Here is a 15,935-nt window from a genome sequence, read left to right as displayed (position 1 = left end):
CTAGGCGCTGGAGCTAGACACTAAAGGCGTAGGATTTCTGCGCCTTTTGACCATAAACAATAGTAATACAAACTATAAAAGAGTTATCCAGATGGATATAAGGGAGGGTGGACCATGTTTAAAAATACTAAAAATGATTATATAGGCTGGCTGGTCATTATCGGTGCGATCATTTTAGTCATGGAAATACTATTTTTTAACAGTGGGCTAATTTTCTCTCTTTTTATCTCTGGAGGCATGATTTACCTCGGCCGCAAACGAGCGGGGAAAAAGAAGGGGAAAATACTTTTTATCGGCGGGATTATTTTCTTAGTCCTTAGTCTCTTAAATATGATGACGTTTAAGTTTTTACTAGTCGCGATATTACTGCACTTTTTTATTCAATTTTTAAATGCCAAAAAGAAACCTAAGAAAATCTCACCTGAAATCACGGAAATCGAACCAACCTCCCATGAAGAAACAATGATAAAGTCAGAACCTCTATTTGAAAATATCGTCCTTGGTCAGCAAAAGACCCCCCCGGGTGCCTACGAATGGAATGATGTAAATATCCAGGCAGGGATCGGTGATTCCATCATTGATCTGAGCTTTACGATGCTGCCTAAAGGGGAAACGGTTATCTTTATTCGCAATCTGATTGGGAATATTCAAATCCTTGTTCCTTATGATATTGATGTTAGTGTCCAGCATTCATGCATTATGGGTTCAACGACTGTTTTCGAGCACCACGACTCTAAACTTTTCAATCGAGTATTACACCTAAAAACACCAGGATATGAGATAGCTGAGCACAAAGTGAAAATTTTCACCTCGCTCATGGTTGGAAATTTAGAGGTGAGCCGGATATGAGCACAACCCAGCGTAAAATTTTCTGGAGTGTTGGCTTTTCCTTTTTCCTTGCTATTATTGTCAGTGCCATTTTTATCTTCGTTTTCCCACTAAGCAGTTGGGCGGAATTGTGGAGTAAACATTTCATGAATGTTCCGTTTGTAATCTTTATCCCTGCCTTTAGCATTGCCGTTGGGATTCTCTTAGGTGCAGTCTCTGGGGTGTTTTGGAGAAGGCAGTTTCTATCCATTGAACACTCCTTGCATCTATTAGAGGAAGGAAAACAAATAGAAGTAGTTAGGGAGAAACCTGTTATCTCAGAAATGCAGCTCATTGCAAACCGAATTGAGAGAATCGGCAAACAAATGTCTGAACAAGCGAAGCTTTCGCAGCGATTAGCCACTGAAAAAGTGGAAGACCTTGAAGGAAGAATCCAAGAAATTATTGAACAGGAACGGAACCGATTGGCCCGTGAACTGCATGATTCTGTCAGTCAGCAATTATTTGCTGCTTCGATGATGATGTCGGCCATCAACGAAACTAAACAGCAATCACCAGTAGAAAATGACCGCGAAGCGAAACAATTGAAATTAGTCGAAGAAATGATTCACCAATCACAGTTGGAAATGCGTGCCTTGCTTTTACATTTACGGCCAGTGGCCTTAAAAAATAAAACACTTCAAGAAGGAATTGAAGAGCTATTAATCGAATTATCACAAAAGGTTGAGATGGATATTAAATGGAAGACAGAGGTTTTTCCGTTAGATAAAGGAGTAGAGGATCATCTTTTCCGTATCCTCCAAGAGTCGATCTCAAATACGTTAAGACATTCGAAAGCCAATAAACTCGAAGTTCTGATGGTAAAACGGGATGATCTTGTCATCTTAAGGATTATTGATGACGGAATAGGTTTTGATGTAAACGAGATGAAAGCAGGTTCCTATGGAATGCAAAATATGCATGAGCGTGCAGTAGAAGTAGGCGGCACGTTAAAAGTGGTTAGTGTAAAAAATCAAGGAACAAGGCTGGAAGTGAAGGTTCCGGTGATGATTAATGGAGATGGTGCCAATGATTAGAGTCGTATTTGTTGATGATCATGAAATGGTTAGAATCGGAGTTTCTTCTTACTTATCAGCGCAGCCAGACATTGAGGTAGTTGGAGAAGCTGACGATGGAAAAAAAGGTGTGGAGCTTGTCCTCGAACTTCGCCCTGATATCATTCTAATGGATTTAGTGATGAAGGAAATGGACGGAATTGAAGCCACAAAGCAAATCATTGAACAATGGCCGGAAGCAAAGGTTATTATCGTGACAAGCTTTTTGGACGATGAAAAAGTTTATCCTGCACTTGAAGCAGGGGCAACCAGCTATATGCTGAAGACCTCTAAAGCAGGTGAAATTGCGAATGCAGTCCGTGCTACATACCATGGACAATCGGTCCTGGAACCGGAAGTAACCGGAAAAATGATGGTGAAGATGCGTCAAAAAAATACGCATTTGCCGCACGAAGACCTTACCACCCGTGAAATCGAAATATTATTATTAATGGCAGAGGGCAAAACCAATCAAGACATTGCTGATGAGTTATTTATTGCCCTCAAAACCGTCAAAACCCATGTCAGTAATATTTTGAGCAAGTTGAACGTCCAAGATAGAACGCAAGCAGTCATTTATGCATTTAAGCATTCATTAATTAAATAAATCTCCAAGGCTTTCCTAAAAAGGAAGGTCTTTTTTCTTTTTTATTATAAAATTTCAAAAATATAATTGAAAATCTTTCTCAGTTACTGGTATGATATTAATGAAAATGATTATCAATATTAAAAATTTCGGAGGAATACAAAATATGAAACTTATTAAAGTTACAGGATTTCTACTATTATCTAGCAGTCTTCTATTTGGATGTACAAATAATAGGGAGGAAACTTCAAAAACGGAAAAGGTTGAGGACACAGTGGCTACAAGCCAAGATTCACTAAATGGGGTCACAGATGAGTACAAGGCATATGCCCTAGGAGAAGTTGAAGAATTTGTAAAGGCTACAGACGCCTTTACAACAGCCGTTAAAAATGGAGAAATAGATCAAGCCAAGGCCCTTTATGGACCTGCTAGGATGCATTACGAGCGTGCTGAACCGATTGCAGAAGTATTCGGTGACCTAGACCCGAAGATTGATGCACGAGAAGGCGATGTCCCGGAGGCGGAATGGGGCGGCTACCACCGAATAGAAAAAGGCCTATGGATAGACAAGACAACCAAAGGATATGAACAATACGCAGAGCAGTTAATGAAAGATGTCAATCTTTTACGTGCAAAGGTAGATACCGTAGAAGTGACACCTGAATTATTAATAACCGGAGCAGTTGATCTATTAAATGAGGTTTCTACTTCCAAGGTAACAGGCGAAGAGGATCGTTATTCCCATACAGATTTATATGATTTTGCTGCTAATGTGGAGGGAGCAGAAAAGATTTACCAACTCCTAAATCCGGAATTAAAGAAAAAAGATGAGGACGTTTCAAAAGAAATAGAAGCGCGTTTCAATGATGTTTATAATCTACTAAACCAGCATAAAAAAGGCGAAGGCTATAAGCTCTATACTGATTTAACAGAAGCCCAGGTTAAAGAACTAAGCCAAGCGATTGATGCACTAGCTGAACCACTCTCACAAATAGGACTTGTTACGGAGGCGTCTTAATTGGCAAAGAATAAAAACATCATCGATGAATCTACATCAATCGGAAATAAGATTTCGAGAAGAGATATCCTTAAAACGGCCGGTGTTGGCGGTGTCGGAGTAATTCTGGGCGCTTCAGGACTAAGCGGTTTGCTTTCGATTTCTGAGAGCAAAGCTACCACCAAAGATGCCCATGAGATCGTGCCCTTTTATGGAAAACATCAAAGTGGAATCACGACGAAAACACAAAACCATGTTTATTTTGTTTCCTTGGATGTGACTACCTCGAAAAAGGAAGATTTGGTTCAATTATTCAAAGATTGGACAAAAGCCGCAGCCTTGTTATCTGAAGGAAAAGCAGTGGGGGATTTATCGAGTAATGAGTTCCTCCCTCCAAAAGATACGGGGGAGGCCGCTGGGTTATCTGCTTCTAATTTAACTATTACATTCGGGGTTGGTCCTAGTCTGTTCGTTAAAGATAATCAAGACAGGTTTGGTCTTAAAGCCAAGCAGCCGAAAGAATTAGTAGACCTGCCTAAATTTCCGCTTGATGCGTTGGAAGACGAATGGACAGGTGGTGACCTTTGTATTCAAGCCTGTGCTGATGATTTGCAAGTAGCCTTTCACGCGGTTCGAAATCTGATTCGAATTGCAAGAGGGAAGGCGATTTTACGCTGGGCACAAACAGGGTTTCAACGCACGAAACAAGCAGACCCCAAAAGTGAAACGCCAAGGAATTTGTTTGGCTTTAAAGATGGCACAGCCAATCCTGATGTAAACAATGAATCACAAATGAACAAACAGGTATGGGTCCAGCCTGGGGATGGCCCTAATTGGTTAGTGAATGGAAGTTACCTTGTTGTCCGTCGAATTCAAATGTTTATTGAAGTGTGGGACCGTACAACATTAAAAGATCAAGAAAATACCTTTGGCCGTTATCGTGAAAATGGTGCACCAATTGGGCAAAAAAATGAATTTGAAAAACTTGATTTGAAGCAAAAAAATGAAAAAGGCGAATATAGCATCCCTGCCGATTCGCATACACGCTTATCCCATGGGGACGGTTCCCAGCAGATTCTGCGCAGGGCCTATTCCTATTCGGATGGAATGGATCTGAAAACCGGCAGCTTTGATGCGGGTCTATTGTTCTTATGTTTCCAGCGTGCTCCTAGTAAACAATTTATCCCGATACAAAATAGATTGGCCAAGATGGATAAATTAAATGAATATATATCCCATAGAGGGAGTGCCATCTTTGCTTGTTTACCAGGAACGAAATCAAGTGGTTTTATAGGAGAAGCACTTTTTAACTAAGGTTTTTCCTTTTATTAGAGGAGAGAGACGCATGCGACGATTTAAGACAAAAAGTAAATCTATATTATTATTAATGATGTTTTTCATTCTTTTTCAAACAGTCCAGCCAGTGAAAGCGGCTGTGAATCATGATGAGCTTTTCGTTCTAATCGGCGATAGCTTAATGAAAGCCAAAGATGGCGACCATTCAGCAGTGATGAGAAATATGGAGCTGTTTGCTAACGAATGGGCATCGATTAAGAAAGAAGATAGTAAACAGGCTGAAAAGGTTGAACAAGAACTTAATGAGGTTCAAAGTTTACTAGCCAAAGAGAATGTGGAAAAAGAGGTTCTTTCAAAGGGTCTTTCCTCTTTATCAAGTGCAGTGGTTCTCTATGACCAAGAACAAAATCCACAGGATAAAGAAAAAGGAAAAGAGCAAGTAAAGCAGCTGAAACCGCTCATCGCATCTTTGAAACAATCGATTGAAGATGGGAATCAGTCTGTTTTGAAAGCCCAATATCAAACTCTGTTAAATAAATGGAATGCCTCTGAAAAAACGGTTCATGATGAAAGTATTGTCGCCTACGGTAACATTGAAAAATACATGGCATTGATCCGAATTGCGATCACTCAGGCTCCTGCTGATTTAGAGAAGGCTGAAACAAATGTAGAGAAACTAGCCAAAGAAGTGGAAAATTTCTTGGCTGGTAAGGTTTCTACTCAGGCTAAAGGGGATTATTCACTATCCGATCTAACTACATTATTGAGTAATGCAGAAACACAGATTGCAAAAGAAAACTATAAGAGTGCTTCTGACCTGTTAACTGAAATACTAAACATTTGGCCAATGATTGAAGGGGATGTTCAGACAAGAGACAGTAAGTTGTATAGTGATGTTGAAACAAAAATACCTACAGCTATTAGTCTTATAAACTCTGCTAAAGTTGATGGTCCAAAAGCAGAGGAGATCGTAAAGGAATTAAATTCCCGTCTAGCGCCGTTAATTAGTAAAACTGATTATTCTTTATGGGATGCCGCATTAATTTTGTTACGTGAAGGGTTAGAAGGGTTATTAATCGTGGCCACATTGCTTGCTTTTCTGAAGAAAATGGGTCAGGGCGCGAAACAGAAATGGATTTGGGCTGGTGTTGGAGCAGGGATCCTTGCCAGTGCTGTACTGGCCATGATTATCAATATTGTATTCTCACGAATAGTTGCTGCTTCTAGCCGAGAATATATTGAGGGAATCACTGGGGTTGTCGCTGTCATTATGATGTTAACCGTTGGTGCATGGCTCCACAATAAATCCAGTATCGGGAACTGGAATAAATATATTAATCAACAAATGGAGCAAGCGATTGCCAGAGGAAGTCTTTTTTCATTTGCACTGATTAGTTTTCTGTCAGTTTTCCGTGAAGGGGCAGAGACGATCATATTCTATACAGGAATCACGCCCTATATAAGCTTGCAGCAACTGGTTTTGGGTGTAATCCTTGCAGTAGGAATCCTAGTTATTGTTGGTTTTGCAATTATCTACTACAGTGTGAAAATTCCGATTCGCTTTTTCTTTAAGGCTGCAACCATTCTTATCTATTTCTTAGCCTTTAAAATTCTTGGTATTAGTATCCATGCTTTGCAAATTTCGAATGTGCTGCCGACTAGCACCGTACATCAGTTTCCGTTTATCGATTGGATCGGATTATATCCAACCTGGGAAACGACGATTACACAGTTAATATTAGTAACGGTTATTGTTTTATTAACATGGATGATCAGAAAAAAAACAGTAATGGTGAACGTTTAAAGGGCTGCGAGCCCTTTTTTTCATTCTCCTAAAAATTTTTCTCTAATAATCAAAGAACTTGTCTCATAAGTTTATAAAAGTGAGATGAGTATGGAGGAGAAAAAATTGGCTATTTATTATAAGGGGATATTCTTTTTAGCTGTAGCTGCTTTTTTGGGGGAAGGTATCGAAATTTTAGTAAATATGATTCTTGCTCGAGAGTTAGGACCACACGGACTAGGTCTGTATATGTCCATTTTGCCATCGATCTTCTTAATTGTGTTACTATCCAGCTTTGAGTTGCCTGTATCGATTTCAAAATTCATTGCAGAAAGGGAAGACCGTTATCACCGAAATATCCTTCATCATGCGATTACGATTACGATTGTGTTCTCGGCTGCCCTTTTTTTAGCAGCTACTGTAATCATTCCGTTTATTCCTGTGTTTGACAAATATCATCCATATGTAAGATGGCTTGTTTTGATCTTAATACCCATCATTTCCTTCACCTCCGTCGCGAGGGGATATTTTATGGGCAAGCAGCAAATGGGGAAAATAGCAGTCTCAAATTTTTTAAGGAAAACGATTCAACTTTCAGGGCTGTTCCTCCTTTTCCGTTTCTTTGCTTTCGACACAGCTGAGTCAGTGTTAATCGCGATTGGTACGTTTATAGGAAGCGAGATAGTTGTGTTCCTTTATTTAATATACATGTTTATTATCCAATTTCAGCAATTGAAGCGACAGCCCTTTTCTAATATGAAACGTAAGGTAGTTCAGAAAAATCTAATGGCAGTTTCGATTCCAACAACAGGTCTTCGCTTGTTTTCAGCTTTTACAGGTGCCATACAGCCCTTTATCATTAAGGCAGCGTTGGTTCGTTCTGGCTTGAGCGATACATTAGCGACAGAGCAATTTGGAATGCTGATGGGGGTGGCCATTTCGATAGGCTTTTTTCCGGGTTTTATTGCTCACTCGTTAATGGTCGTTCTAATCCCAGCTGTGTCCAAGACATACGCAGAGGGTGATTACCAAAGGCTCCAAAAAATGCTTCTACAGGTGATGAAGCTAACCTTTGTATATGGGGTCATATCCGTAGCTATTTTCTACTTCTTTGCACCCGAGTTAACGTCGCTATTTTTTAAATCAGAAACACCTGCCCTATTTTTACAATTACTCTGGCCATATTTCTTATTTCACTTTTTTATCATGCCGATGCAGGCCTTTTTGTTTGGACTTAATCTACTTAAAGAGACATTCATTCATATCATTTGGTCGACGATCATCTCTTTTTCACTCATTCTTTTGCTTGCAGCGATGCCTGAATGGAGAATGAATGGCGTTATTATTGGGATGAATACAGGCGCTGTTTTATTAGCCCTCATGCATTATCTAACGATCTGCAAGAAAATTGGCGTCAGTATTTTTATGAAAGGCTTCATTCAAAATACTACTGAGCGATAAACTCCTGAGAAATTTTCTGTATAACTGTAGGGGGGAATGCTGTCAATTCCGTCTAATAGAATGTAGATCATTTTAAAGATGGAAAGGATGGAGAACATGCTAGCTGGAATTGTCCCATCATTTGAAGAAGTGGTAATGGAACATGGAAGATCCATTTATAAATATATTTTGTCTTTAGTGAAGCATAAAGAACTTGCAGAGGACATCTATCAAGAGGTATTACTCTCAGCTTTTTTAGCATATCCTTCAATTAAAGAGCAATCTAAATACAAAGGCTGGTTTTTTACGATTGCAATCAACAAATGCCGTGATTATTGGCGGAAGGAAAATAAATCTAAGCAATTTTGGAAGGAAGGAGTTTATTCCTATTCAGCCTCATTCGAACCAAGCGTCATTCCAGAAGAGGAAGTCTTACATAAATTTTCTGCTGAACAGATGGCTGAAAAGGTGAACCTATTACCGGAAATTTATCGTTATCCTATTTATCTTTATTACTATCAAAATTTCTCACTCATTGAAATCGCGAAGAAAAGTAATCTGCCAATGTCGACAGTAAAAACAAGAATGAAAAGAGCGAAGGAGAGACTTCGCCCCAAAATGCAATCACTCGCATAATTGCTTCATCAAAGAATATTCTTTGCAAAGGAGAATGTTGAAGATGACAGGAAATGAAACAAAAAGGTCTCCGGTACAGTTACTTCCGTATATTTCAAAGCAATATTACAACCGTTATACGCCTATCGATCATGCGGTATGGCGTTTTGTCATGAAACAAAATCATTACTTTTTAAAAGATATCGCCCATCCCGCATATGTGAATGGCCTATACGATTCAGGAATTAAAACTGAATCGATTCCAAAAGTAGAAGACATGAATACCAGTCTAGCCAAAGTGGGCTGGGGTGCCGTCACGATTGCTGGGTTAATTCCTGGCACAGCGTTTTATGGCTTTCTGGCAAATTGTATCTTACCAATCGCAACGGAAATAAGAAAAATACAGAACATTGCCTATACCCCTGCACCGGATATGATCCATGAGGCAGCTGGACATGCGCCCATTTTATTAGATAAATCATATCGGGAATTTGTTAAGAAAATCGGCGAAATGGGAGCAAAAGCACTCTCCAGTAAAGAGAAGCTAGAGGTATTTAAAGCAGTTCGTCATTTAACAATTGTTGCCGAAGATCCAAATTCTACACCAGATCAGGTTAAAGAGGCAGAAAGACTGGTAGCAGAAGCTAGAAAGAAGGTCAAAGGTCTATCAGAGGCCGATCAAGTTTCAAGGCTTTTTTGGTGGACGGTAGAATATGGATTAGTGGGTGACCTAAAGAATCCGAAAATTTATGGAGCTGGCCTACTATCATCAGTAGGTGAGAGTCAAAGTTGTCTAGCTGATGATGTCAAAAAGATCCCATTCTCAGTAGAAGAATGTATTAAGACACCATATGATGTCACAAAGCCTCAGCCGCAACTATTTGTTTGTAAGAACTTTGATGAACTGGCAGCGGCTATTGATCAATTTGCTTCTACCATGGCATTTCAAAAAGGTGGAACGGAAAGCCTAGAAAAAGCTTTGCAATCTGATAATCTCGCAACTTTTGTCTTCTCTTCAGGGTTGCAAGTGACCGGCACACTAACAACGATTTTGAAGGATGATAAAGGGGAAGCTGTTTATATCAGAACGAAGGGACCTACAGCACTATCGCTGGATCAAAAACAATTAGTGGACCATGGCAGAGATACACATCATAAAGGCTTTGGGACACCCATAGGCAAACTTGAAGGGAAGATGGTAATTGAGAATAGCTCGCTTGATCAATTAAAGGATTTAGGCATTATTGAAGGAAGCGAAGCAGTATTGAAATTTGAAAGTGGTGTCATTGTAAAGGGGATCGTGAAGACCATTTTGTTGTCTGCAGGTAAACCTGTCTTAATTTCATTTAAGGATTGCCAAGTAAAATTCAAGGATCAAGTCCTTTTTGAACCATCTTGGGGGACCTATGATATGGCTGTGGGAGCAGAAATAACCTCTGTGTTTGCAGGCGCTGCTGATCCAGACGGTTATTTCGACTGGCCAGCAATAGATGAAACAAATGTTGTAGAGGAAACAGTAGTGCAGCAGAATTGGAATCAACTAGAAAAGCTATATGAGGAAATCCGCAGTTTACGTGAGAGTCCGGTGTGGAATGAACAGAGTTGGTCCAGCTTGGAAAAAGTAATACTAACCTTAGATAAGCAGTACCCCAATGAGTGGTTATTGAGGCTTGAAATACTAGAACTCTATAAGAAGCACAATGGCAGTCATCCCAACGTTAAGCGTATAACTGAAATGTTACTGAAAAAAAACTGGGAAAAATCAATAAAGCAGGTGATTCAGCGCGGATTCACGTTAATATATAATAGCTAAAAGTAAAAGGAGCTTGGAATCCCAAGCTCCTTTCTCATACTGTCTAGCTCCAGCGCCTAACGGCTAGTGGACTTCGCTCTCCGCCCTACGATAAGTCAACATCGGCTCGCTCCGCTCACCGTGTTTCCTTTATCTCAGTTGGAGCGCTCCAGTCCATACGCCGTTAAACGGACGCTTCCGCTTTTCTAGTTAATCCTTGCTTGAAAGAATCCCCAAAATACGAAGGATGCTGACGAAAAGGTTTATAAAATCCAAGTATAAGTTTAATGCCATCAATGGGACTTCATCGGGTCTTACACCGTAATGCTTCATTCGGCTAAAATCAAAGAGGACATACCCACTAAATACTAATACACCGATAAAGGAGTAAGCAAGCATCCCTGTAGAGCCTAATGGAAAGAAGATATTAAAAATGGAAATAGCCACTAATGCAAGCAAGGCAGCTAGCAGGAATCCTCCTAAAAAGGAAAAGTTTTGTTTTGATTTAGTCGCATAAATAGCAACACCTGTAAAAACAACCGTTGTACTGGCGAATGCCATAACCACCACGTTTGCACCTGCTGTAGCTAAGTAATAAGCTACGATAGGATAAAGGGTTATTCCAGATATAAATGTAAAAATGTATAAGAATGAATAAGAAATCGCCTTTTTGCGTCTGAAAAAGAAGGCAACCATGAGCATGACAAATTCTAAAATAGCTAATGGCATAAATAGGCCGGATGGAACAAATACTCCTGCCATTGTACCCAAGAATGCAATCGCAAGTGAAAGGGCAAATGTTCGTAAAACAGATGGCAAAAATTCAGTAGATGTTTGAGTATACAAATTTTTCACCTCAAAAATTATTTATTATTAAGTTATACGAGGAAATGGTCAAGATGTTTCATTATTTCTAAAAAAATCTTTATCTTCTTTTAATAAATCGCGAATTTCTGCTAAAAGCTCTTCCGTTCGGTCCACTTTCGCAACAACCGCTGCTGGTTCCTCTTTCTTTTTAAAACGGTTAAGAAACTTTATAAATAGGAAAATGGAAAATGAAATAATTAAGAAATCAACCACTGTTTGAATAAATTTACCATAGGCTAACTTTCCATAGGAAAGTTCAGAAAAATCAACGACTCCAATGACTAATCCAACTAATGGCATTATAACATCAGCAACAAGAGAAGAAACTATTTTCCCAAACGCTCCGCCAATAATAACACCGACTGCTAAATCGATAACATTGCCTTTCATGGCAAATTGTTTAAACTCATTCCACATAAAAACATCCTCCAAGCTTTTTGCTTAATTGTATATTGTAACCTCCAACCAAGTACAATAGCAAACCTAATATTATGAAATTAAGTTCATCTTAATTGCTTTTACCGCTGCATCAATCCGGTTTTTTGCAGCTAATTTTTGAATGATGATAGAAATATAATCACGAACCGTATAGCTGCTTAGATGAAGAATCGTTGCCGCTTCATTGATAGATGCACCCTCGGCAATCAATTTTAATACCTCTTTCTCACGTTGTGTTAAGACGCTAGTGGAGTTCACAAATTGTTGAAGTGCCTCATCTCCAATAGAGAAAAGCAATTCCCCTGCATAATGCCCAAATTTTATTAATGTGGCCAAGGTTTGAATAGAAACTTCAAATTGAGACTCTTCCCCTTTGTCCAAAAGGGCAATACCGATCAGTTTGCTTTTTGTTGGGACAAATATTGGCAATACCACTAGTGACTTTAATTTATATTCCTGGACATATTTTTTCGGTAACACTTCAGCAGCATCAGCAAAATAAAGGGGCTGAGAATGACTTAATGAATGTAAATATTTTTTTAGTAAGGGGAGCTTAAATAATTCTTCCCTAATCTGCTGAATAGTGGGATTGCTTACATTATATCCAGAAACTCCAATTCCTTTGTCCTCGTATTGATTATACATAAATAGGGCACAGCGATTAAAGGGCATATATTCGACTAAACCTTTAGTAATCGCCTTAACCGCCTCATCCGCCCCACGGGTACGTAACAAGTGCTGTAAGAAGAGGAGTGATGCATCTTTCCATTCCATCTTATTTTCAAGATGATGTAGTTTTAGCTGGCGTAAATACATCCCTCTAATAAAATCGATTTCATGATTGCTGACAAGAAAGTCTTTACGTTCCAGACCTATTAACAGGGTGTCATTCAAACAAGGAATTTGGACAATGGAAGCCCCGTCGCTGTCTGTTCCTAATAGTCTAGCAATCGCGGTTGATAAGTGGTCGATTTGACTAGCCTTTAAACCTTTGGACATTTCAATTAAAGGGGTATCTACTTGATTTAGTTCAGAACAGACAACACTATTCACCTGATAATCTTCCTGTCCCTTATTAACAACAGCTATCCAATTCATTGGAATGATGTTAGTAGCGATAATAGTTTTTACCCATTTCTCATTCCGCTTTTCTATATCTTGTGTTAACAACGTCTGGTCAAGTATTCTCGAGAAAAAGGATTGGACTGCCTGATGATCAAGAAATGTGGAAGATTTATTTTGAGATAACAGCTTATGAAATATATTTTCAATCGTAGTTAACAAGAATATCGACTCGTTTTCATCATATTTGGTGGCGAAACGATTTTTCCATTCAGAAAGAAGGGAAAGGATGAAGGAGTCTACACTAGGGATTTTATCATTAAATAACTGTTGGAAGGCAATCTGGATGATGACATTAAATTCATCCACTAAACTGTCCTTTCGGTATTTTAATGTGGATAGAACTTCCTCCCATTCTTTCATAAATGGTTCACTAAGCCCGATAAGAATGGAGAGTCCCTTTTGTATAAGCTGTTCCACTTTGTGCTCCATGTTGGTTCCACCTCCATCAATATCCGTTTTAATAATCTTCGGTGGAATATTTTTCGATATGTCCGTAGTAGTAATCCGTACCCGACATTTGACGGGGTACAAGTATTAATACGATATATTTCGTGATTGTGGCGGTGAAAAAACCGTTGTAAGGTATTAAAAAGAATATTATTAAAATTCAGAAAGTAGGAGGGCGTTTATGGAAAGTTCAATTCAGCTTGTTGAGGGGATCACTAGTAAAAGAGTTTTCTGGTCAGCTTTAGGGTCGGGAATTTTGGTATTAGCGCTGTTATTAGTCTCATTTGGGATCTCGGGGGTAGCATATGCTGTCCCAATTGCTGGTGTGGGTGACTTTTATGTAGAGTTTGATAAATTGGAGGGAAGCGGCTACACTTTTTTTCCAAAAATGGGTGAAACAAGTAGTGAGGATTCGGCTCCACAAGGCACAAATTTAATAGAAAATTTGACAATTGATAATTTGCAATTATACAAAGATTTCAAGGTTGGCGGGCAATGGATCCGAGTCAAGATTACGGCCTCCAAACCTGTACAGATTACCGGACTACAACACGATGCAGGTCTTATTGAAGCGGATGCAAAATTCCAAAACTTAGCGCTAAAAGAAAATCATAGCGATGATTGGCAAAAACAATTCCAACAAACCTCATCGAAAATTACCTTAGAGCATGCAAAGCTGAAAACACACTATCTGTTTCAGAAAACGATTAATATGAACGGGATGAGACTGACAGTTGAGAAGATTAATAAGAAATAAGAAATGGAGGAAAATTGATGGGATATACTAAATGGCGAAAGTGCCGGCCGCTGTGGGGTGCTTTGATTACAATAATCAGCGGACTCATGATTTCATGGGTGCCTTTAAACCTATATTTAAGTACATTCCTTCCAGGGTCGATAGCTATCATAGGCTTACTTTTTGGCGGACTACTTACATTGATTGGAATTGTGGCCTTATTCTTTCCAAATGCTTCTAAAATTCTAGGAATCTTTACTATTTTTCTATCAATACTTTCTGTTATTGGAGCATTGGGAGGGTTTCTTTTTGGCACGATATTTGGCATCATCGGGGGAGCATTGCTGTTGGCCTGGAGTCTGGCACCAGTCAAAGTAAAAGTATCACCCCCAACTGAGATGGAAAAAACGGCCCAGACTATCTAAAGGAGATCAAAATATGTGGTGGAAAAGAAAGATGATCTTGTTAAGCTTATGTCTCCCGTTGATGTTTTTAACAATTTTCGCTAATGGTGGAGCAGTTAAAGCGAAAGAACAAACTACAGATGGTTTTGTAATTGAGGCAGACCGAGTCGTTGGTTCGGGTATGACTGCAAACATTATTAAACAAGAAACCTCTACAAATAGTGGTAAACTAATGCTGCGTTTTCATTATAAATCCGCAATCATTTATGGAATGAAATTAACCAAGCAGGTAAATTCACCAAAGGGTCCTCTAAGTATTAGTTTAAAAGCAAATGGACCTGTTAGTGTAAGGAATATGACTGTTGATACATCGGCTTTTGTCTTTAAAGGGGCTTGTGTAAAGGCATCAGAAACTGTTCCAGAGCTTGGGATGGAGCGGGTGGTCATGGTGGCTCATTTCATGGAATCCGAGAATAGTATTATTAAGCAGTTAGTTCTTAATACGGTTTCCGGTCAATCAACTGCACCAAAGCCCGAAATGTTGAAAATTATTCAAGATTTAAGCTCTCTTCCACTTCATCAATTGGATAAAGAGCTTGATAAAATTTCAAGTGGTCATATGCCTCTCACGTGTGAAGATGGTTCCAAAATTGTGGAATCACATGATGGAATTGGTAAAATCACTGAACCGGTTGAAGATGTGTTTGAAGTGGTGACTCATCCATTGAAGACGGTTCCAAAACCATTGGAATCGGTAGTAGAACCACTCAAGCCAATATTGAAACCTTTAGAACCTGTAACAGAACCGCTTGAGCCAGTATTGAAACCGCTCGAGCCTGTAACAAAACCGCTTGAGCCAGTTTTGAAGCCACTTGAGCCTGTAATAAAGTCGCTTGACCCTGTCGTCAGCGGAACTACGGAAAAGGTGGAACAGATCATAAAATCCGATTGTGAACAAATGGAGGATGCAAAAGGGGTAATTAATAAGGAACTGGCCTTGTCATTAATTGATGAAGCCATTGAAAAGAACATACCTTTGAGTAGTGTCTGCCGAGGTGACTCATCACTAACAAAAGAACTTCAAAGCTGGGAAGAGGGTTTATTGAAATCACTCGGTCTTATTGATTTAATAGGGAAAGTCGTACCTGAGGATCCTATTAAACAGCTGAATAAAATGCATGAAATAATTGCAAAAGAAAAGGAGGGAGCCATTATCTTTTCACCATAGAAAAAAGAGCAGGGAGTCCTGCTCTCAGGCTGTCGAGAAACTTTCGACAGCCTCTTATTTTCTACAATAACTTTAACAATTCACCGCGTTAATTCGTTATAATATTATTAATATATAGGCTTTGCAACATGTCTGTTGATTTGCGCTCCAGGCACTTCGCTTTCCGCGGGCGTGCCGGGGAGCCTCCTCGGCGCTGAAGCGCCTGCGGGGTCTCCCCTGCCCCGGACTCCCGCAGGTGTCTGCGTGCCTTCCGCGCAAA

15 protein-coding genes are annotated in these 15,935 nt (G+C 39.4%); 12 read left to right on the top strand and 3 right to left on the bottom strand.

Annotation, left to right across the window (positions count from 1 at the left end; translation table 11 throughout):
• Positions 1-114 precede the first annotated feature (114 nt).
• From liaF to J7E63_RS06830, 9 genes are all read left to right on the top strand, one after another.
• The gene (gene liaF, locus J7E63_RS06870) at positions 115-849 is read left to right on the top strand and encodes a cell wall-active antibiotics response protein LiaF (protein ID WP_215010781.1); all 735 of its coding nucleotides are present in this window, start codon (positions 115-117) and stop codon (positions 847-849) included.
• Complete coding sequence (locus J7E63_RS06865) at positions 846-1,904, top strand: sensor histidine kinase (RefSeq protein WP_215010780.1); 1,059 nt, start codon at positions 846-848, stop codon at positions 1,902-1,904. Before liaF ends, J7E63_RS06865 begins: the two co-directional genes overlap by 4 nt.
• Positions 1,897-2,529 (top strand): response regulator transcription factor, encoded by a 633-nt coding sequence (locus J7E63_RS06860; RefSeq protein WP_215010779.1) that lies wholly within the window; start codon positions 1,897-1,899, stop codon positions 2,527-2,529. Before J7E63_RS06865 ends, J7E63_RS06860 begins: the two co-directional genes overlap by 8 nt.
• Before the next feature lie 145 nt (positions 2,530-2,674).
• Positions 2,675-3,526 carry an iron uptake system protein EfeO gene (gene efeO / locus J7E63_RS06855; RefSeq protein ID WP_215010778.1) on the top strand — a complete coding sequence of 284 codons (852 nt, stop codon included), beginning with the start codon at positions 2,675-2,677 and terminating at the stop codon, positions 3,524-3,526.
• On the top strand, positions 3,527-4,819 hold the full coding sequence (efeB, locus tag J7E63_RS06850; RefSeq protein WP_215010777.1) for an iron uptake transporter deferrochelatase/peroxidase subunit: 1,293 nt from the start codon (positions 3,527-3,529) through the stop codon (positions 4,817-4,819). It begins immediately after the preceding gene.
• A 31-nt stretch (positions 4,820-4,850) separates the two neighbouring features.
• Positions 4,851-6,605, top strand: a complete 1,755-nt coding sequence (locus tag J7E63_RS06845) for an FTR1 family iron permease (RefSeq protein ID WP_215010776.1) — start codon at positions 4,851-4,853, stop codon at positions 6,603-6,605.
• Positions 6,606-6,710: 105 nt separating this feature from the next.
• Entirely contained in the window at positions 6,711-8,045 is a 1,335-nt protein-coding gene (locus tag J7E63_RS06840) for a polysaccharide biosynthesis protein (protein WP_215010775.1), read from the top strand.
• An 87-nt stretch (positions 8,046-8,132) separates the two neighbouring features.
• The gene (locus J7E63_RS06835) at positions 8,133-8,660 is read left to right on the top strand and encodes an RNA polymerase sigma factor (protein WP_251033401.1); all 528 of its coding nucleotides are present in this window, start codon (positions 8,133-8,135) and stop codon (positions 8,658-8,660) included.
• Between the two features lie 43 nt (positions 8,661-8,703).
• Positions 8,704-10,452, top strand: coding sequence for an aromatic amino acid hydroxylase (locus J7E63_RS06830; RefSeq protein WP_251033400.1), 1,749 nt, complete (start codon positions 8,704-8,706; stop codon positions 10,450-10,452).
• A gap of 189 nt (positions 10,453-10,641) precedes the next feature.
• Here the strand turns inward: J7E63_RS06830 and J7E63_RS06825 are convergent, their stop codons facing one another.
• The 3 genes from J7E63_RS06825 to J7E63_RS06815 all read right to left on the bottom strand — a co-directional run bounded on the left by J7E63_RS06825 (position 10,642) and on the right by J7E63_RS06815 (position 13,290).
• On the bottom strand, positions 10,642-11,277 hold the full coding sequence (locus J7E63_RS06825; RefSeq protein ID WP_215010773.1) for a Bax inhibitor-1/YccA family protein: 636 nt from the start codon (positions 11,275-11,277) through the stop codon (positions 10,642-10,644).
• A gap of 48 nt (positions 11,278-11,325) precedes the next feature.
• Positions 11,326-11,715 (bottom strand): large-conductance mechanosensitive channel protein MscL, encoded by a 390-nt coding sequence (mscL, locus tag J7E63_RS06820; protein WP_215010772.1) that lies wholly within the window; start codon positions 11,713-11,715, stop codon positions 11,326-11,328.
• Positions 11,716-11,787: 72 nt separating this feature from the next.
• On the bottom strand, positions 11,788-13,290 hold the full coding sequence (locus J7E63_RS06815) for a response regulator transcription factor (RefSeq protein ID WP_215010771.1): 1,503 nt from the start codon (positions 13,288-13,290) through the stop codon (positions 11,788-11,790).
• Positions 13,291-13,489: 199 nt separating this feature from the next.
• Between J7E63_RS06815 and J7E63_RS06810 the strand changes: the two genes are divergently transcribed.
• The 3 genes from J7E63_RS06810 to J7E63_RS06800 are packed head-to-tail and all read left to right on the top strand — an operon-like array spanning position 13,490 to position 15,676.
• The gene (locus tag J7E63_RS06810) at positions 13,490-14,065 is read left to right on the top strand and encodes a DUF6230 family protein (RefSeq protein WP_215010770.1); all 576 of its coding nucleotides are present in this window, start codon (positions 13,490-13,492) and stop codon (positions 14,063-14,065) included.
• Between the two features lie 17 nt (positions 14,066-14,082).
• A complete protein-coding gene (locus J7E63_RS06805) occupies positions 14,083-14,469 on the top strand; it encodes a DUF6114 domain-containing protein (protein ID WP_215010769.1) in 387 nt (128 codons plus the stop codon).
• A gap of 13 nt (positions 14,470-14,482) precedes the next feature.
• Positions 14,483-15,676, top strand: a complete 1,194-nt coding sequence (locus J7E63_RS06800; protein WP_215010768.1) for a hypothetical protein — start codon at positions 14,483-14,485, stop codon at positions 15,674-15,676.
• The last annotated feature ends 259 nt before the right edge of the window (positions 15,677-15,935 follow it).

Source organism: Bacillus sp. ISL-75, from assembly GCF_018613095.1.
This window is presented reverse-complemented; position numbering and strand designations above follow the sequence as displayed.

Excerpts from the sequence above, each read along its gene's own strand:
- J7E63_RS06835 (WP_251033401.1), top strand. The coding sequence starts at position 8,133 with ATGGAGAACATGCTAGCTGGAATTGTCCCATCATTTGAAGAAGTGGTA.
- J7E63_RS06865 (WP_215010780.1), top strand. The coding sequence starts at position 846 with ATGAGCACAACCCAGCGTAAAATTTTCTGGAGTGTTGGCTTTTCCTTT.
- J7E63_RS06860 (WP_215010779.1), top strand. The coding sequence starts at position 1,897 with ATGATTAGAGTCGTATTTGTTGATGATCATGAAATGGTTAGAATCGGA.
- liaF (WP_215010781.1), top strand. The coding sequence starts at position 115 with ATGTTTAAAAATACTAAAAATGATTATATAGGCTGGCTGGTCATTATC.
- J7E63_RS06830 (WP_251033400.1), top strand. The coding sequence starts at position 8,704 with ATGACAGGAAATGAAACAAAAAGGTCTCCGGTACAGTTACTTCCGTAT.
- J7E63_RS06800 (WP_215010768.1), top strand. The coding sequence starts at position 14,483 with ATGTGGTGGAAAAGAAAGATGATCTTGTTAAGCTTATGTCTCCCGTTG.
- J7E63_RS06805 (WP_215010769.1), top strand. The coding sequence starts at position 14,083 with ATGGGATATACTAAATGGCGAAAGTGCCGGCCGCTGTGGGGTGCTTTG.
- mscL (WP_215010772.1), bottom strand. The coding sequence starts at position 11,715 with ATGTGGAATGAGTTTAAACAATTTGCCATGAAAGGCAATGTTATCGAT.
- J7E63_RS06815 (WP_215010771.1), bottom strand. The coding sequence starts at position 13,290 with ATGGAGCACAAAGTGGAACAGCTTATACAAAAGGGACTCTCCATTCTT.
- J7E63_RS06810 (WP_215010770.1), top strand. The coding sequence starts at position 13,490 with ATGGAAAGTTCAATTCAGCTTGTTGAGGGGATCACTAGTAAAAGAGTT.
- J7E63_RS06845 (WP_215010776.1), top strand. The coding sequence starts at position 4,851 with ATGCGACGATTTAAGACAAAAAGTAAATCTATATTATTATTAATGATG.
- efeO (WP_215010778.1), top strand. The coding sequence starts at position 2,675 with ATGAAACTTATTAAAGTTACAGGATTTCTACTATTATCTAGCAGTCTT.